Source organism: Shewanella mangrovisoli (assembly GCF_019457635.1).
Classification (GTDB): domain Bacteria; phylum Pseudomonadota; class Gammaproteobacteria; order Enterobacterales; family Shewanellaceae; genus Shewanella; species Shewanella mangrovisoli.
This window is the reverse complement of the sequence record NZ_CP080412.1, coordinates 257212-275982: the sequence shown is the minus strand read 5'-3', so window position 1 is coordinate 275982 and position 18771 is coordinate 257212. Positions and strand designations below refer to the sequence as shown.

Genomic DNA, 18771 nt, shown 5'->3' with positions numbered 1-18771 from the left:
CTATCTTGGTCTTAAACTGATTTCACCGCCGATGTATGCCTGTGTGCCATCGGCGGTTTCAAGTAGCACTGCGCCCTGTTCGTCGACACCGCGGCAAATACCCTCAACATGATTTTCACCCATGAGCAAACGGATCTCTTTGCCATAGAATAGATCAGCCGCTTGCCAACGCAGTTTGAATGCCGCCAGTCCTTCTCGCTCAAAGAGTTGAATGTCTTTCTTCAGCTGCTTTTGCAGCGCAATCACGAGGTCCGTTTTATTCGGCATAGTCGCTAACGCGGATAAATCGCTCCAAGGCTGGTCTATGCCTTTTCCTTGGTCTTCTGACATGGCCATATTAACGCCAATACCAATGATCAATTGGCACTCGCTGTCCGCCTGACCTGACATTTCAATTAAAATCCCAGCAAGCTTTTTATAATTCAGGTAAATGTCGTTTGGCCATTTCACGCCGATATTATCTACCCCAAAGGATTTCAATACCTCGACCAAACTACAAGCCACCACTAGGCTTAAGCCCATCGCCTGCGCCATCCCCTGTGGGAATGACCAAAACTGCGAGAAATATAAATGATGCCCATAGGGAGAAACCCAAGTACGGCCGCGACGACCTCGCCCTGCCGACTGGTACTCCGCGACACACAGGTCGCCACTCTTAAGCTCACCCGTATGACTTAACATAAATCCGTTAGTACTAGGGATCTCATCAAAATAAAAGCAGCGATTATCAATCGACTGAATTAACCGCGCTGAGTCGATGAGGGAGATGGGGTTCGCTAACTTGTAACCACGGCCTTTGACACTGTAAATTGCCACGCCGTAATCTTCCAAAGCATCCACATGCTTACTCACCGCCGCACGAGAAACACCCAGTTGTGTCGCCAATTCTTCACCCGAGACAAAATGTTCGCTCGACAGCAATCCCAGTATTTCGCGTTTTCTCACCCAGTTATCAGACATCGAGACTCGTCTCCCCTGTTAATCCCATAATTCTTGGCTCCGCTTCGAGCTTAACACCAAAAACCTCATTCACTCTCGTAATCACATGCAATGCTAATCGACAAATATCTTGGCCGGTCGCATGGCCTAAATTCACTAATACAAGAGCTTGCTTCGCATGCACTCCCGCATTACCAAGAGCAAAACCCTTAAGACCCGCATGCTCGATTAGCCAACCCGCAGCCAGTTTAACCTCTCCATTGGGTTGCGCATAACCGACGATACTCGGGAAACGCGCAGCAAGCTGCATATAAGTCGCTGCGCTTACGATAGGATTCTTAAAGAAACTGCCTGCATTCCCTAGCACTTCTGGATTAGGTAGCTTTTCGCTCCTCACTTCACAGACCCGCTCAAAAATCTCCCTTGGGGTCACTGTCTCAGCGGTAAATGATTGCAACGGACCATAGGCCAATTTCGGTTGCCAAGCTTTAGGAAGGCGCAAACCAACGGCGGTAATCACAGCTTTGTCGCGTAAGCTACCCTTAAATATCGACTCCCGATAGGCAAACTCACACTCATCGGCTGTAAGCCTTTGCAAGTTACCAGAGTCGAGATCCAGATATTCGACCCAATCACAAATATCGCACAGCTCAACGCCATAGGCGCCGATATTTTGGATCGGAGCCGCACCAACGGTGCCAGGGATCAGCGCTAAATTCTCAAGTCCTGGCATGTTCTGATTTAAGCTGAATTGAACTAATTCATGCCAGTTCTCACCCGCCTCAACAGCAAGGTAAAAGTGAGTATCATCTTCAGAGCAGGAAACTCCTTTAGAGAGAACACGCACTACGGTGCCATTAAAATCATCGGTGAATACGATATTGCTGCCGCCACCGAGAACAAGCATAGGTCGCTTAGACTGATATAAGGATAAGCAGGTCGACTGTAGCTCTGCCTTAGAATGGACTTCAATCAAGGATAAGCAGGATTGCTCCACGCCAAAAGTATTAAACGGCTTTAGCGAATATGGAAAAGACATGGTGATGTTCTGCCGCGACAAAAGCGACATTGTAAACGCTTCACCCTAGAATTGCAGCAAACTGAGGTCGATCAGTCAAAGCAGACAGATTAATGCAGCAAGATCTCGAACAAGAGTTAAAAACACGGAGGAAGTTGTAAAAAAAACGCCAAATGCAAAAAAGCCAGCTTATGCAGCTGGCTTCATTGTTTAATTAGGCGCTTGGCGATGACCTACTCTCACATGGGGAGACCCCACACTACCATCGGCGCGATTGCGTTTCACTTCTGAGTTCGGGATGGGATCAGGTGGGACCACAATGCTATTGTCACCAAGCAAATTTGTTATTCACTACCCGTCTTATCTCACGCAGGCAGTAAATTAAATTCGGAAAGCTGGTTTGAGTTACACTTCTTAAGTGTTTGTATTCAAGCTAAGTACTCTTAGCAAAACCCATCTGGGTTGTATGGTTAAGCCTCTCGAGTCATTAGTATCAGTTAGCTCAACGCCTCACAACGCTTACACACCTGACCTATCAACGTCCTAGTCTCGAACGGCTCTTTAGTGGACTTAAAGTCCAAGGGATGACTCATCTTGGGGCTCGCTTCCCGCTTAGATGCTTTCAGCGGTTATCGATTCCGAACATAGCTACCGGGCAATGCCATTGGCATGACAACCCGAACACCAGCGGTTCGTTCACTCGGTCCTCTCGTACTAGGAGCAACTCCCTCAATCATCCAACGCCCACGGCAGATAGGGACCGAACTGTCTCACGACGTTCTGAACCCAGCTCGCGTACCACTTTAAATGGCGAACAGCCATACCCTTGGGACCGACTTCAGCCCCAGGATGTGATGAGCCGACATCGAGGTGCCAAACACCGCCGTCGATATGAACTCTTGGGCGGTATCAGCCTGTTATCCCCGGAGTACCTTTTATCCGTTGAGCGATGGCCCTTCCATTCAGAACCACCGGATCACTATGACCTACTTTCGTACCTGCTCGACGTGTCTGTCTCGCAGTTAAGCTGGCTTATGCCATTGCACTAACCGTACGATGTCCGACCGTACTTAGCCAACCTTCGTGCTCCTCCGTTACTCTTTGGGAGGAGACCGCCCCAGTCAAACTACCCACCAGGCACTGTCCTTAACCCCGATTAGGGGCCCAAGTTAGAACATCAACACTACAAGGGTGGTATTTCAAGGACGACTCCACGAGAACTAGCGTTCCCGCTTCAAAGTCTCCCACCTATCCTACACATGTAGGGTCAATGTTCAGTGCCAAGCTATAGTAAAGGTTCACGGGGTCTTTCCGTCTAGCCGCGGGTATACGGCATCTTCACCGCAATTTCAACTTCACTGAGTCTCGGCTGGAGACAGCGTGGCCATCATTACGCCATTCGTGCAGGTCGGAACTTACCCGACAAGGAATTTCGCTACCTTAGGACCGTTATAGTTACGGCCGCCGTTTACCGGGGCTTCGATCATGAGCTTCTCTTGCGATAACCCAATCAATTAACCTTCCGGCACCGGGCAGGCGTCACACCGTATACGTCATCTTGCGATTTTGCACAGTGCTGTGTTTTTGATAAACAGTTGCAGCCACCTGGTATCTGCGACTGCCGTCAGCTTAGGGAGCAAGTCCCGTCACCAACAGCAGCGTACCTTCTCCCGAAGTTACGGTACCATTTTGCCTAGTTCCTTCAGCCGAGTTCTCTCAAGCGCCTTGGTATTCTCTACCCGACCACCTGTGTCGGTTTGGGGTACGATTCCCGCTAACCTGAAGCTTAGAAGATTTTCCTGGAAGCATGGCATCAACTACTTCAGTCCCTTAGGACCTCGTCATCAGCTCTCAGTGTATAGTGACCCGGATTTGCCTAAGTCACCCACCTACCACCTTAAACGCGGACTACCAACGCCGCGCTAGCCTAGCCTTCTCCGTCTCTCCATCGCAGTTAGCGGAAGTACAGAAATATTAATCTGTTTCCCATCGACTACGCCTTTCGGCCTCGCCTTAGGGGTCGACTCACCCTGCCCCGATTAACGTTGGACAGGAACCCTTGGTCTTTCGGCGAGGGGGTTTTTCACCCCTTTATCGTTACTCATGTCAGCATTCGCACTTCTGATACCTCCAGTGTGGGTTACCCCTTCACCTTCAACGGCTTACAGAACGCTCCTCTACCGCGCAACTCTAATGAATTGCACCCGTAGCTTCGGTGGTATGTTTAGCCCCGTTACATCTTCCGCGCAGGCCGACTCGACTAGTGAGCTATTACGCTTTCTTTAAATGATGGCTGCTTCTAAGCCAACATCCTAGCTGTCTAAGCCTTCCCACATCGTTTCCCACTTAACATACACTTTGGGACCTTAGCTGACGGTCTGGGTTGTTTCCCTTTTGACGACGGACGTTAGCACCCGCCGTCTGTCTCCCGGATAGCACTCTTTGGTATTCGGAGTTTGCAAAGGGTTGGTAAGTCGGGATGACCCCCTAGCCTTAACAGTGCTCTACCCCCAAAGGTGTTCGTCCGAGGCGCTACCTAAATAGCTTTCGAGGAGAACCAGATATCTCCCGGTTTGATTGGCCTTTCACCCCCAGCCACAAGTCATCCGCTAATTTTTCAACATTAGTCGGTTCGGTCCTCCAGTTGATGTTACTCAACCTTCAACCTGCCCATGGCTAGATCACCGGGTTTCGGGTCTACGCCTTGCAACTAAACGCGCAGTTAACACTCGGTTTCCCTACGGCTCCGCTATTCGCTTAACCTCGCTACAAAACGTAAGTCGCTGACCCATTATACAAAAGGTACGCAGTCACGGTCTCAAGAACCGCTCCCACTGCTTGTACGTATACGGTTTCAGGTTCTATTTCACTCCCCTCACAGGGGTTCTTTTCGCCTTTCCCTCACGGTACTGGTTCACTATCGGTCAGTCAGGAGTATTTAGCCTTGGAGGATGGTCCCCCCATATTCAAACAGGATATCACGTGTCCCGCCTTACTCGTTTTCATCAAAGGTTAGTTTTCGTGTACGGGGCTATCACCCTGTGCCGCTGGACTTTCCAGACCATTCCACTAACACCCCTCTGACTTAAGGGCTAATCCCCGTTCGCTCGCCGCTACTAGGGGAATCTCGGTTGATTTCTTTTCCTAAGGGTACTTAGATGTTTCAGTTCCCCTCGTTTGCCTCGCAACGCTATGTATTCACGTTACGATGACCGCTTATGCGGCCGGGTTCCCCCATTCGGACATCGTTAGCTCAAATGCTTGTTACTAGCTCGCCAACGCTTTTCGCAAGTTACTACGTCCTTCATCGCCTCTGACTGCCAAGGCATCCACCGTATACGCTTAGTCGCTTAACCATACAACCCAAATGAGTTTCACATCACTTGAGCCGTTGCGACCAGCTGGTTTTACTTGTCTCATCTTCGACCAAGAAGATGGACTCGCCTTAGACTTGAATATTCAAGACACTTAAAAAGTGTTTTAAGAACTCAATTTTTTCGTATTAACACAACGACAGACATCATTGTATTAATTACTATCAGCTTTCCAAATTGTTAAAGAGCGGGCTTAAAAAAGCCAAAGATAATTTTTCAGTTTATCTTTGGCATCTCTAACCAGATTGCAGTAAGTGGTGGAGCTATGCGGGATCGAACCGCAGACCTCCTGCGTGCAAGGCAGGCGCTCTCCCAGCTGAGCTATAGCCCCATTTACATGCAGTGCGAGTATCAGATGTCCCAACCCTCAAAGGATTGGTGGGTCAGAGTGGACTTGAACCACCGACCTCACCCTTATCAGGGGTGCGCTCTAACCAGCTGAGCTACAGACCCATCGTTTACTCTATCTTCTATCAAGCAAATCTGTGTGAACACTCAACAAACATCGAGTTAGTCGTATAGGTAAGGAGGTGATCCAGCCCCAGGTTCCCCTAGGGCTACCTTGTTACGACTTCACCCCAGTCATGAACCACAAAGTGGTGAGCGCCCTCCCGAAGGTTAAGCTACCCACTTCTTTTGCAGCCCACTCCCATGGTGTGACGGGCGGTGTGTACAAGGCCCGGGAACGTATTCACCGTGGCATTCTGATCCACGATTACTAGCGATTCCGACTTCATGGAGTCGAGTTGCAGACTCCAATCCGGACTACGACGAGCTTTGTGAGATTAGCTCCACCTCGCGGCTTTGCAACCCTCTGTACTCGCCATTGTAGCACGTGTAGCCCTACTCGTAAGGGCCATGATGACTTGACGTCGTCCCCACCTTCCTCCGGTTTATCACCGGCAGTCTCCCTAGAGTTCCCGCCATTACGCGCTGGCAAATAAGGATAGGGGTTGCGCTCGTTGCGGGACTTAACCCAACATTTCACAACACGAGCTGACGACAGCCATGCAGCACCTGTCTCAGAGTTCCCGAAGGCACTAAGCTATCTCTAGCGAATTCTCTGGATGTCAAGAGTAGGTAAGGTTCTTCGCGTTGCATCGAATTAAACCACATGCTCCACCGCTTGTGCGGGCCCCCGTCAATTCATTTGAGTTTTAACCTTGCGGCCGTACTCCCCAGGCGGTCTACTTAATGCGTTAGCTTGAGAGCCCAGTGTTCAAGACACCAAACTCCGAGTAGACATCGTTTACGGCGTGGACTACCAGGGTATCTAATCCTGTTTGCTCCCCACGCTTTCGTGCCTGAGCGTCAGTCTTTGTCCAGGGGGCCGCCTTCGCCACCGGTATTCCTCCAGATCTCTACGCATTTCACCGCTACACCTGGAATTCTACCCCCCTCTACAAGACTCTAGTTTGCCAGTTCGAAATGCAATTCCCAGGTTGAGCCCGGGGCTTTCACATCTCGCTTAACAAACCGCCTGCGCACGCTTTACGCCCAGTAATTCCGATTAACGCTTGGACCCTCCGTATTACCGCGGCTGCTGGCACGGAGTTAGCCGGTCCTTCTTCTGTAGGTAACGTCACAGCTAGCAGGTATTAACTACTAACCTTTCCTCCCTACTGAAAGTGCTTTACAACCCGAAGGCCTTCTTCACACACGCGGCATGGCTGCATCAGGGTTTCCCCCATTGTGCAATATTCCCCACTGCTGCCTCCCGTAGGAGTCTGGGCCGTGTCTCAGTCCCAGTGTGGCTGATCATCCTCTCAGAACAGCTAGGGATCGTCGCCTTGGTGAGCCATTACCTCACCAACTAGCTAATCCCACCTAGGTTCATCCAATCGCGGAAGGCCCGAAGGTCCCCTCCTTTCCCCCGTAGGGCGTATGCGGTATTAGCAGTCGTTTCCAACTGTTATCCCCCACGACTGGGCAGATCCCTAGGCATTACTCACCCGTCCGCCGCTCGCCACCTCAGGAGTAAACTCCCTTGTGCTGCCGCTCGACTTGCATGTGTTAGGCCTGCCGCCAGCGTTCAATCTGAGCCATGATCAAACTCTTCAATTAAAAGTTTTGTGAACCCGAAGGTTCGGCTCAATGAATTCTGATTTGTCGTTTCAACTCAAAAGCCAAAACAAACTGTACATATTGCTATGAACACTCATTCATTGATGTAAATTTTGATTACTCGCCAAACGACAGAGTAATTTCGATTAACTCAACACCTGTGAGTGTCCACACAGATTTGCTTGATAAATTGTTAAAGAGCGTTGACCATCGCCTTATCGTAATTGATTTCAGCGGGTCAGGGCTGCGTATTCTACGCATTCCCGTTTTTGCGTCAAGTAGTTTTTGCAACTTTCTTTTCGCTCATCGAGGAGTGAATCACTCGATGAACTGGCACTTGAAACTGCGTATCGCTGTCTGCCGTGTCAGTGGATGCGCATTATAGGCAGCAGAACTTTTTGTGCAAGGGCTTTTTTCGCTTCTTTAAATCGTACGTCGATATTTTAAACATCATGTCTATTTTTTATCTCTTTCTGCTTTGTTATTCGATTTTAAAGCGAATTTTTATCTGAGAAATGATAATTCACGCTCAATTTTTCGGCAGCAGTCTAGTGTAAAAGTAAATAATTCATTACCATATGACTTGCTGTTAACAGTTATTTATCATTTTCTATTTCATTCAGAGAGCATTTATATGCAAAAGTCATTTCTTATTGTTTTGGTTATTGCCATTCTCGGCGCAATCGCGCTATCTCAATTTGCAACTACATTACCTGCGTACATCGCTTTTGTTGCTGGCGTTATCATTACTACTCTCGTTTTTAAATTTGTCCCAGAGACAAACCAAGCTCAAGGTGCAGATGAGCAATATGTTGGCCCGACCATGACACTCTATGTAGGCAACTTGCCTTATCGTGTCCATGAGGGTGAAGTGAAGGTTCTGTTTGGTGAGTTCGGCCCCGTCAACTCAGTACGTTTAGTACGTGATCGTAAAACGGGTCGTCGTAAAGGGTTTGGCTTTGTGGAAATGTCCGAGGCGGGAGCTCAAAAGGCGATGGTCAAGTTGAACGATTTCAACTTCCAAGAAAGAACCTTAAAGGTTAGAGAAGCGAAGACTCAAGATTCGGAAGCTGCCGACCGTACAGGTACCGATGAGTAATCCGCGTTAATTTATCCGTTTGAGTTGATTGTGGTGATTCGCTCTAAAGTTGAAAAGCCACAATCGACTAACGTAGTCGCTAATCCCTCACTGATTTCCGCTTTAGTATAAAACGCCTGCATATGTGCATCGCAGTGCGCATCTTCTTGAACTTGCTGCTCACTGTTAGTCTCAGCCAACAAGGTTTTGACTCGCTTGGCGATTGCCTCACCGGAATCGAGCAAGGTGACACCTTGGCCTAATACCTGTTGCAATTCATCACGCAGCATAGGGAAGTGAGTGCATCCAAGCACCAGTACATCTAAGTCCGCTTCTACGATGGGTGATAGAACCTGTGTTAACCGCGCCATGTCCAATTGACCAGTGGCAATCTTCTGCTCGGCCATAAGCACTAATTCAGAAGATCCGAACAGCTCAACGTGACAATCATCGGCAAATTGGCTGATTAACTCGTAGGTATAGTGGCGCTTGACCGTACCTGGGGTGGCGAGCAAACCAATACGCTTACTCTTAGATAACTGCGCCGCGGGTTTAATGGCGGGGACCACACCCACAACAGGAATAGATAAGGTTGCACGCAGCGCGGGCAGCACCACAGTACTGGCGGTATTGCAGGCAACGACGACAATGGCGGCATGGGTACGCTCGACGACTTGGTCGATGAGCGCAACACAACCCGAGACAAGTTCCTGCTCTTCCAACTCTCCATAGGGCAATCTGGCATTATCGAACAAATAGCAGTAATAGTGATGTGGGAGCAATTTGCGAATTTCGGCCAATACGGATAGCCCGCCGATGCCAGAATCGAATACTAATATTGGTTGCGACAAGCCCGTCTCCAGTTAATTCGTTGTCCCATTCGCGAGCGGATTCTCCCACAGCTTAACTCAAACCGCAAAACCAAGATGCTGGACATTCGTGTCACCTAGTATAAAATTTGCGCCCCAATTTACAGCCACGGTGAATCGACAATGAACTTAGCAGCAATGGATCCCACGACCTATGATGCGCAACTAACTGCAAAGCGTATCAAGCTAGAGCAGGCCTTTGCCCAATTTGAGACACCGAGTGTTGAAGTGTTTGCCTCAGAACCTGCCCACTATCGGATGCGCGCCGAGTTTCGCGTATGGCACGAAGGCGACGATTTATACTATTACATGTTCGATAAAGTATTGAACGACAAAGTTCGTTGCGATCAATACTTACCCGCGAGCGCCTTAATCAATCAGATGATGGCGGCGCTGATCGCCGAGTTAAAACCGAACCACAGCCTACGTCATAAACTCTTCCAAGTTGATTTTTTATCAACGCTCAGCGGTGAGATTTTAGTGTCACTGCTGTATCACAGACAGCTTGATGACCAATGGCGCAGCGAAGCCGCCGCACTGAAAGCCAGATTGAGCAACCAATTTAAGGTCAATATCATTGGCCGTGCGCGCAAACAGAAAATCGATTTAGATAAAGACTTTGTGGTTGAGTCACTGCAAGTGAATGACAAAGTTTTCCATTACAAACAAATCGAAAACAGCTTTACCCAGCCAAATGCCAAGGTGGCAATCAAGATGCTGGAATGGGCTATCGACGTGACTCAACACAGCCAAGGCGATTTACTGGAGCTTTACTGTGGTAATGGCAACTTCTCCATCGCATTAGCACAAAACTTTAATCGCGTGCTCGCGACCGAGTTAGCTAAACCTTCGGTGGATGCAGCCCAGCACAATATCGAAGTCAACAATATCGATAATCTGCAGATTATCCGTATGTCGGCGGAAGAATTTAGCGATGCGATGGCGAAAAAGCGCAGCTTTAGACGCTTAGAAGGCATAGATCTGGATAGCTATGTCTGCAACACCATTTTTGTCGACCCACCACGAGCAGGTATTGACCCTGCCACATTGGAGTTAGTGCAAGGTTATGAGCGGATCCTGTATATCTCTTGTAATCCCGACACCCTGAAAGACAATTTGCAGCAATTAAATCAGACCCATAAAGTCACCCGTTTTGCCCTGTTCGATCAGTTCCCTTATACCGACCATATGGAAACAGGTGTACTGCTAGAGCGTCGTTAGGCGACTCTATGTACCTAAAAATAAAGGAGCCATTGGCTCCTTTATTTTTGGACTAAATCACACTCTTTCTTAACGATGCTCGACCTTATGTTGTAAGGCTTCGGCGCCCTTTGCCACCATACGTAATTGCATCACCAGTTGATCGGCGAGCACTTTACGATCGGCGCGCTTCATATCCAGTGCCGACGCTCCGGCGTTAAACACTAAGGTCACGAGCGCTTCTGCCTGTGCTCTGGCCAGCATAGGCGTGCGGCCCGCGGTCGCTTCGGTGTAATGGGCCAGTTCAGAGATAAAATGTTCAATCTCACGGGCTACTGCTGCGCGGAATGCCGCCGAAGTCCCTGAGCGCTCATGCAGTAAGATTCTGAAAACGTTTGGGTTAGAATCAAGCACTTCCATAAAGGTATCCACAGAAATGCGGATCACACTGCCCCCGGCTTCGGCACGTTGCCGCCCCTTTCGCATCATCTGTCTTAGGGTGAGCCCGCCTTCATCGACCATGGTCAACCCAAGCTCATTCATATCCTTAAAATGACGATAAAAGGATGTGGGCGCAATGTTGGCTTCCCTCGCCACCTCACGCAAGCTTAAGCTAGAGAAACTTCGCTCAGCACTGAGCTGGTTAAACGCCGCATCGACCAATGCCCGCCGAGTTTTCTCTTTTTGCTGTGCACGAATACCCATTCTTCAATCCGCTAACTGAATGTAATGACGCGATAATACCGCTTTTGCGTCTGAAACACAGCCCCATCCACCTTGACCAAACAAGATTGCTAGGATAAATTAGCTTACAGTTGTACGCTCAAATGCGGATATTGGAAACTATAATGAATAAACCCCCTATCATCTGGCTAAATGTCATCCTCTTTAGCCTCACCTTCCTCAGTGCAGTTATCCTCGTTCCTTGGTATGGCCTAGCCCACGGTTATGGCGCCAGCGAATGGATTGCTTTTGTGGTGTTAGCCTTTGCCAGTGGCCTGTCGATCACAGCGGGTTACCATAGACTCTGGTCACACAAGGCCTATAAGGCTCACTCTGCGGTACGTTTCCTCTACGCGCTTGGCGGTGCATTAGCATTACAAAACAGTGCATTACATTGGGCATCCGATCATCGTGTGCACCATAAGCATGTCGATGACAATGATAAAGACCCCTACTCGGCCAATATGGGTTTCTGGTACAGCCATATCGGTTGGATGCTGCGTGAATACCAAGCCCAGCGTTACCATGACTACCAAAACGTGCGTGATTTGCAGAACGACCGTATCGTGATGTGGCAACACAAGCACTATCTCGCCCTCGTCATTCTGATGAATATTGGTTTGCCTGCGTTACTCGGCTGGCTCACTGGCAATATCGCTGGCATGTTGCTGATGGCAGGATTACTGCGTTTAGTCGTTGTGCATCACTGCACCTTCTTTATCAATTCCCTCGCCCACGTGTGGGGTAGCCAACCCTATACCGATAAAAACACCGCCCGTGACAACGGTTTTCTGGCGATGTTGACCTACGGTGAGGGTTACCATAATTTCCACCATATCTTCGAGAACGATTACCGTAACGGCATTAAGTGGTGGCATTACGATCCGACTAAGTGGTTGATTAAGGGTTTATCTTGGGTTGGCTTAGCCAAAGACCTACGCACCAGTCCACAGGAACGGATTGAGAGCGCACGCCTGCAGATGCAACTGCTGCATGCCAAAAATAAAGTGGTCCATCTGCCCAATGCCGATGAAGTGATTGAGAAAATCCAACAGGAATACGAGTTAATGAAGGAGCATTTACTCGAATACTATCAGGCAAAAAAGGCACTGTTAGACGCCAAGCGTAAACAACTGGTCGATCAACAGTTGTTACTGCAAGTCGAAGAATTAAAGACTCGATTCCTCACTCAGCAAAAAAGCTGGAAGAGCCTCACAGCAAGTTATAGCTAGACCACAATTCTCGGTAAAAATCATACGGCCGCCTTGCATGGTGGCCGTATCCTATTATGATGATGCCTCAATCACTTTTTACAGGATGTAGGGCTCATGTCGAATTCCGCTGTATCTTCCGCCGATAGCATTAAACTCACAGAATATAGTCATGGTGCCGGCTGCGGCTGTAAAATTTCCCCTAAAGTACTGACCACGATTCTTGCCTCGCAGCTGCCTGTATTTACCGATCCTAACCTGTTGGTCGGCAATCAAAGCCGTGATGATGCAGCCGTTTACAAGCTCAATGATGAAATCGGCATTATCAGCACCACCGACTTTTTTATGCCTATCGTAGATGACCCCTTTACCTTTGGCCGTATCGCCGCCACCAATGCCATTAGCGATATCTATGCCATGGGTGGCACGCCCATGATGGCGATTGCGATTTTAGGCTGGCCAGTGAACAAACTTCCCGCCGAGATCGCGCAACAAGTGGTCGATGGTGGCCGTCAAGCCTGTATGGAGGCCGGGATAATGCTGGCCGGAGGTCACAGTATCGATGCGCCTGAACCAATCTTTGGCCTTGCGGTCACCGGGCAAATCGCCCTGACGGATTTAAAACAAAACGATACCGCAAAAGCGGGCGATCGCTTGTATCTCACTAAACCTATCGGTATTGGCATTCTCACCACAGCACAAAAGCAGAAGAAGCTCAAAGACGAAGATAGCCAAATTGCGGTGAATGCGATGTGTCAACTCAATAGCATAGGCGCCAAAATCGCTAAGATTAAAGGCGTGAACGCCCTCACCGATGTTACTGGTTTTGGGCTTGCAGGCCATCTACTGGAAGTATGCCAAGGCGCTAAACTCACCGCTAAACTTAATCTGGATGCCGTGCCACTCTTACCCCGCGCCCTCGACTATCTAGCGCAAGGCTGTATTCCCGGTGGTACCCATCGTAACTACGACAGTTATGGTGAACACTTACCCACACTTACCGATCATCAAAAAGCCATTTTGTGTGACCCACAAACCAGTGGCGGCTTGTTAGTGGCGGTGTCGAGTGAGGCCGAAGCGGAACTGGTGGCGCTACTTAATGCCCATCAAATTGAGCCTATCTGTATTGGCTCGCTAGAAACACCCACCTCCACCGCCAATGTGGTGCTGTGTTAATGACAACTAAGCTCATCCCCGCCCAGCAATATCACGATATCTTTATCGCTGGGCAGCCATTAATCGACTTAAGGGCGCCAATCGAGTTTGACCGCGGCGCTTTTCCTTCCTCGGTAAATCTGCCGTTAATGGTTGATAAGGAAAGGGAAAAGGTCGGCACTTGCTACAAAGCGCAAGGACAGCAAGCCGCGATAGCTTTGGGCCATTCCCTCGTGCATGGCGTGGTAAAACAGCAGCGTATTGATGCTTGGTTAAACTTTTTATCAGCAAACCCCCAAGCTTATCTTTACTGCTTTCGCGGCGGGCTACGCTCACAGTTAACTCAGCAATGGCTGCAAGAGGCAGGCGTTACCGTGCCTTATGTACAGGGCGGCTACAAAGGCATGCGCCAATATTTAATTGGTGTCATTGAGACGGCGCCAAGTCAGCAACCTTTGCTAAGCCTGAGTGGCATGACGGGAAGCGGTAAAACCGATTTTTTAAGACACCGTAAAGAAGCAATCGATCTCGAAGGCATTGCCAATCACAGAGGCTCGAGCTTTGGTAAAAACATCGACCCACAACCGACACAAATTAACTTTGAAAATCAGCTCGCCATCGCCCTGCTTCGGCATCAATTAGGCAACCACGCCTGTTTGTTGCTCGAGGATGAAAGCTTTTTGATTGGCCGCTCGGCGCTGCCGCAAAGCTTTTATAGCGCCATGCAGACGGCCGATATTGTGGTACTCGAAGAAGACGATGACATCAGGCTAACTCGCTTACTCGATGAATACGTTCACAAAATGCATCGAGGATTTAGCGAGCGTCTCGGCTTAGAGGCAGGTTTCGAAGCCTTTAGCCACTACCTATTACAGAGTCTTAGCAGTATTCGCAAACGTCTTGGTGGTAAGCAATATCAAGAGTTGCAAGACATGATGCAACAAGCGCTGTCGCAGCAGCTGAATCAAAACCACACCTCACAACATTTGGCCTGGATAAGCCTGCTACTGCACAAGTATTACGACCCCATGTACGAATACCAGTTGCAGAAAAAAGCCGGCAATATTCTGTTTAGGGGAAGCCACCAAGCCATGCATGAGTGGCTGGATAACTATTAATAAAAATAGAAAATACACCGCCGCACAATGGCGTACAGCGGTGCTTTTCCTGCAAAACTAATACGTTGAAATAGTGATATCTTCGTAGTCGTAATTGTCAAATTTAGTCGAACGTATAGAATTAGTGCTGCGGCTAGACTTACTCAGCTCAGAGCGTAAATCATATAAATCAGCCATACCACTATAACCCCATACATAGAAACTCATCGATGTCATCGACGAATCATCAAAGGCCGCTTGTAGGTGCGCAGGCAAATCTAAATCAGGAATAGAACCCTTCAGCGGGCCTGAAATAGACCAGTAATCATTGCTTTGCGATAAGGTTACCTGCACCCCTTGCATACGATTAGCGTTGAAACTGAAGTCATAATTTGTACTTCCTGCATTACCAATTGTACTCATTAAGCGTGTAACTTCACTTAGCATTAGATTTTCATTTAATGGTAAATTTAAGCTTAAGTTATTTGAAACATCTGCAACGGCTCTCCGAGTTAATCCGACATAACTCATAGTTCCAATATCATTTCCACCGAGATCGATTTGTTGTGATGCAGACACGAGATTGCGATTAAAAAGCTCGGGGAATAGCTGAACTTCTCTTGTAGGCCATGAAATCCAATTTTGTCGACCGTATTCTGTTTCAGAATAACTACGTAAAAAATAGTTACTGCTATTCACATCTACATTGAGCAAAGTACCCTCATGACTCGCCCCTTCAAACATACTGCTTGAAAGTGAAATAACTTGCGATAAATCAAGCTCATTGGGATCTATACTAGCTGCATAAGCAGCAATACCACCCTGCTTAGGAATTAATATAAAGTTCACCGGCGCGAATTTATTGTCACGCTTACACACATGCAATGGATTATTGGTGAGCGCTGGATTGATATAAGCATTATTACCATAAAGATAGTAGTTACTATAAACAGTAGCTATCTCGCTTGTATCTAAATTGACATCACTACAGTCACAACCATTATTTAAATTTTCATCGGTAAATCGATATATACCATAATCACTGGCTTTAGCATTTAAATCTGTCTGGATCCGCCAAGAAGAGCTACCATTCACAAACTCTTGTGCCGCGACCGTTAAATGTGATGCTTCACTAGACCAAGGGACATCGACATGTCCCTGCGCATCACTCTTATAAGAGTTCAAAATACTGCCGTCACGTCGATGAACAATCACATCAACACCTGCTTTCTTTTCTCTTATATTACACATTGACGCTGTGCTCTCGACATCCATTGTGAGTCGAGGTGATATAGGATTTCCTCCATCGGAGTCATCAGAGTTTGAATCACCAGCCCCTCCACACCCACTTAGCACAAGTACCAAAGCGCCTATATAGCATCCCTTTTTCATGACCAAACTCCAACACTTAAATTGTTATTTATATGTAACTTTTTAACTGAAGGATTACACCATATCTCAATTTCGTAAAGCAAGTAGGTTTACAACTTGCTGCCGTAGATTTGCGCGACTAGTGGACGCTCCCAGAATAGGGCTCTCAATATCCACTGATACCTTGGACCAGAAGCGTTTCGGTATAGTAGTCAATGCATGGCCGTCCTTATGACTAAAGTAAGAACCCCACAGGCCATTGAGCGCCATAGGGATTACGGGCACAGGATCGCGGGCCAAGATTTTATCGATACCGGGACGAAACTCGCCGAGTTCACCATCGGGGGTTAAACGACCTTCGGGGAAGATACATACCAACTCGCCATTCGCTAACGCCTCATGAATTGATTCAAAGGCTTGATTGTAAGTCGCCTCACTCTGGCGCGGCGAACAAATCGGGATCACCCCAGCATGGCGGAACAGGTATTTCAGCACAGGGATTTCACTGATAGATTTATCCATCACGAAACGAATCGGCCGGGTCGACGCCCCCATAATGATCAACGCATCCACATAGCTCACATGGTTACAGACTATGATACCTGCACCTTCTTTGGGGATCTTTTCTCGCCCAGTCACAGTCACGCGATACATCACATGACTGAGTAAGTAACTGATAAATCGTTGAGTAAACTCAGGCACTTGCGAATACACGTAAAGCGCAACCACAAAGTTCATCACCGCAAGCAGCAGGAACAACTGTGGAATACTCCAGCCAGCCACCCCGAGTAGCAGCATAGACAACAACGCCGACGCCACCATAAAGAGCGAGTTCATAATGTTATTCGCAGCAATCGCTTGCGCACATTCTCCCTTAGCGGAGCGCGCCTGAATAAAGGCATACAGAGGCACGATAAACAAACCACCGCTGACCCCAATCATAAAGAAGTCCAGCATCACTCGATAATGCTTCTGCTCGGCAATAAAGGAGTGTAAGCCATACACAAACTGCGCATCTGCAGGTGCGGGCGGAATCGCCCAGAGCAAGTCCACACCAAACACAGTTAACCCGAGCACCCCAAAGGGCAGCAAACCTAGCTCCACATGGCCAAAGGAAAAACGCTCACAGACAAAGGAGCCCACAGCAATCCCGATAGAAAACATCCCCAGTAGCAGCGACACCACAGTTGCGCCAGAGTGCAGGTGCAGCTTGGCAAAGTTAGGGAATTGGGTCAGATATGTCGCCCCCAAAAACCAGAACCAGCTAATGGCGAGGATGGCCATCCAAATCGAAGGCGTTTGACGCGCCTTCTTAATGGTGCGCCAAGTACCTGATAATGGGCGAAATTGAATTTTCTGAACTGTGCCCTGCGGCGGTAAAGCAGGGATCGCGCGGCTAGATAAATACCCCGCCAAGGCAAGGGCCGCGACTGTGATGGCCGACCATAGGGTGGCATTGTTTTCAGACACCAAAATCCCGGCACTCAAGGTACCAATCAAGATAGACAAAAACGTCCCCATCTCAACCCAGGCATTGCCCGTGACTAACTCATCTTCTTTTAAGGCTTGAGGTAAGAGGGAATACTTGACCGGGCCAAAATAGGCCGACTGACTACCGGTTAAAAACAGCAGTAATAACATCATCATGTAATTTTCGCTCACGATGGCCGCGGCGGCGCTGAACATAATGATGACTTCGAGCAATTTTAAGCGACGGATAAGTTTGGCTTTATCGATATAGTCGGCCACCACGCCTGCATGGGCCGAAAATAGGAAAAACGGCAGGATAAAGACCCCTGCAGCCAAATTGACAAACATGTCGACACTAATAGGTAAGTCGTTGACTTGGCTGAAGGTAACCAGCAGTAACAACACATTTTTATAAATATTGTCGTTAAGAGCCCCAAGGCATTGGGTAGCAAAGTACGGTAAAAAACGTTTTGTTAGCAGCATGATGCTTCCCTCTGATAACCCATTCCCTGTAAATACCCTGTCACATGACTCTCTAGCAAAGCGGGTAAAGATGCCGTATCGGCAAACAATTTATTATCCAGTGATAATGCCGTGAGGCCGTGGATGCCGCCCCAGAGTACTCGGCTCATTTGAAGTTGCTGCTCAGCAGTCTTATGGGGGAACAACAGGGCTAACTCACGCTCAATTAACCTGAATAAACCTGCGATAAGCTGGCCTTGGGATTCGGGCAAAGGCTCGGAGTCGAGTAGCTGCAGTTCAAATACCAACTTAAAACATTGGCGCTGTGCATGGGCAAACTCAGCGTATTTTTGCGCCATGCTGATGATTTGATTGCGACTATTCTCTGCACTTACCTCGGAGAGCTCATGCATCAGCGCCTGCAACGTTGCCTCAGAAACGGCTAACAGCAGGTAGTTATAGCTACCAAAGATATTGATTAAGGTACTCGGCACATAGCCAATCTGGCTAGCAATCTTACGTAAACTCAGTTCTTGTGTCCCTTGCTGTTGCAGCAATGCCATTGCCGCTTCTATTGCCATAGCACGAATCTCATCATGACTATGTTCTTTGCGTCTCGCCATAGGTCTCACTCCCTGTTGAATGCAGTGAGATTAACAGCCTCAAAAATAAAAAACAACGTTCAAAATAAGTTTATTTTGCGTACAGTATGAAATAAAAGGCATAAAAATGAGGGAAGA

The 18771-nt window shown here is 48.3% G+C and carries 12 protein-coding genes, 2 tRNA genes and 3 rRNA genes; 5 read left to right on the top strand and 12 right to left on the bottom strand.

Features of this window, described 5'->3' with window-relative positions:
• The 7 genes from birA to K0H60_RS01165 all read right to left on the bottom strand — a co-directional run bounded on the left by birA (position 1) and on the right by K0H60_RS01165 (position 7395).
• Complete coding sequence (gene birA, locus K0H60_RS01195) at positions 1 to 960, bottom strand: bifunctional biotin--[acetyl-CoA-carboxylase] ligase/biotin operon repressor BirA (protein ID WP_011715452.1); 960 nt, start codon at positions 958 to 960, stop codon at positions 1 to 3.
• The gene (murB, locus tag K0H60_RS01190) at positions 953 to 1978 is read right to left on the bottom strand and encodes a UDP-N-acetylmuramate dehydrogenase (protein ID WP_220057026.1); all 1026 of its coding nucleotides are present in this window, start codon (positions 1976 to 1978) and stop codon (positions 953 to 955) included. The genes birA and murB overlap by 8 nt, the downstream gene beginning before the upstream one ends.
• Positions 1979 to 2177: 199 nt before the next feature.
• Positions 2178 to 2293: ribosomal RNA gene (rrf, locus tag K0H60_RS01185) — 5S ribosomal RNA — on the bottom strand.
• 130 nt (positions 2294 to 2423) lie between these two features.
• A 23S ribosomal RNA gene (locus K0H60_RS01180) occupies positions 2424 to 5313 on the bottom strand.
• Between the two features lie 273 nt (positions 5314 to 5586).
• Positions 5587 to 5662: transfer RNA gene (locus tag K0H60_RS01175), tRNA-Ala, on the bottom strand.
• 45 nt (positions 5663 to 5707) lie between these two features.
• Positions 5708 to 5784: transfer RNA gene (locus K0H60_RS01170), tRNA-Ile, on the bottom strand.
• A 70-nt stretch (positions 5785 to 5854) separates the two neighbouring features.
• Positions 5855 to 7395 (bottom strand): 16S ribosomal RNA (locus K0H60_RS01165).
• Together the 16S, 23S and 5S rRNA genes with 2 tRNA genes alongside form the textbook arrangement of a ribosomal RNA operon.
• A gap of 634 nt (positions 7396 to 8029) precedes the next feature.
• Here K0H60_RS01165 and K0H60_RS01160 point away from each other — a divergent pair.
• Positions 8030 to 8494, top strand: coding sequence for an RNA-binding protein (locus tag K0H60_RS01160; protein WP_011715450.1), 465 nt, complete (start codon positions 8030 to 8032; stop codon positions 8492 to 8494).
• 11 nt (positions 8495 to 8505) lie between these two features.
• Here K0H60_RS01160 and murI read toward each other — a convergent pair whose 3' ends face one another.
• Positions 8506 to 9324: a glutamate racemase gene (gene murI, locus K0H60_RS01155; RefSeq protein ID WP_220057025.1), complete on the bottom strand. Its 819-nt coding sequence runs from the start codon at positions 9322 to 9324 to the stop codon at positions 8506 to 8508.
• A 141-nt stretch (positions 9325 to 9465) separates the two neighbouring features.
• On the opposite strand from murI, the gene trmA reads away from it, so the two are divergent.
• On the top strand, positions 9466 to 10563 hold the full coding sequence (trmA, locus tag K0H60_RS01150; protein ID WP_220057024.1) for a tRNA (uridine(54)-C5)-methyltransferase TrmA: 1098 nt from the start codon (positions 9466 to 9468) through the stop codon (positions 10561 to 10563).
• Positions 10564 to 10632: 69 nt separating this feature from the next.
• Here the strand turns inward: trmA and fabR are convergent, their stop codons facing one another.
• Positions 10633 to 11247: an HTH-type transcriptional repressor FabR gene (gene fabR / locus K0H60_RS01145; RefSeq protein ID WP_011070594.1), complete on the bottom strand. Its 615-nt coding sequence runs from the start codon at positions 11245 to 11247 to the stop codon at positions 10633 to 10635.
• 143 nt (positions 11248 to 11390) lie between these two features.
• Here fabR and K0H60_RS01140 point away from each other — a divergent pair, with 143 nt between their 5' ends.
• From K0H60_RS01140 to mnmH, 3 genes are all read left to right on the top strand, one after another.
• Complete coding sequence (locus K0H60_RS01140) at positions 11391 to 12497, top strand: acyl-CoA desaturase (RefSeq protein WP_220057023.1); 1107 nt, start codon at positions 11391 to 11393, stop codon at positions 12495 to 12497.
• 96 nt (positions 12498 to 12593) lie between these two features.
• Complete coding sequence (selD, locus tag K0H60_RS01135; protein ID WP_220057022.1) at positions 12594 to 13652, top strand: selenide, water dikinase SelD; 1059 nt, start codon at positions 12594 to 12596, stop codon at positions 13650 to 13652.
• Entirely contained in the window at positions 13652 to 14749 is a 1098-nt protein-coding gene (gene mnmH / locus K0H60_RS01130; RefSeq protein ID WP_220057021.1) for a tRNA 2-selenouridine(34) synthase MnmH, read from the top strand. The genes selD and mnmH overlap by 1 nt, the downstream gene beginning before the upstream one ends.
• Positions 14750 to 14806: 57 nt before the next feature.
• Here the strand turns inward: mnmH and K0H60_RS01125 are convergent, their stop codons facing one another.
• The 3 genes from K0H60_RS01125 to K0H60_RS01115 form a co-directional block, all read right to left on the bottom strand.
• On the bottom strand, positions 14807 to 16120 hold the full coding sequence (locus K0H60_RS01125; protein WP_220057020.1) for a hypothetical protein: 1314 nt from the start codon (positions 16118 to 16120) through the stop codon (positions 14807 to 14809).
• A gap of 66 nt (positions 16121 to 16186) precedes the next feature.
• A complete protein-coding gene (locus K0H60_RS01120) occupies positions 16187 to 18052 on the bottom strand; it encodes an MFS transporter (RefSeq protein ID WP_220057019.1) in 1866 nt (621 codons plus the stop codon).
• The gene (locus tag K0H60_RS01115) at positions 18043 to 18654 is read right to left on the bottom strand and encodes a TetR/AcrR family transcriptional regulator (protein ID WP_220057018.1); all 612 of its coding nucleotides are present in this window, start codon (positions 18652 to 18654) and stop codon (positions 18043 to 18045) included. The genes K0H60_RS01120 and K0H60_RS01115 overlap by 10 nt, the downstream gene beginning before the upstream one ends.
• Between the last annotated feature and the right edge of the window lie 117 nt (positions 18655 to 18771).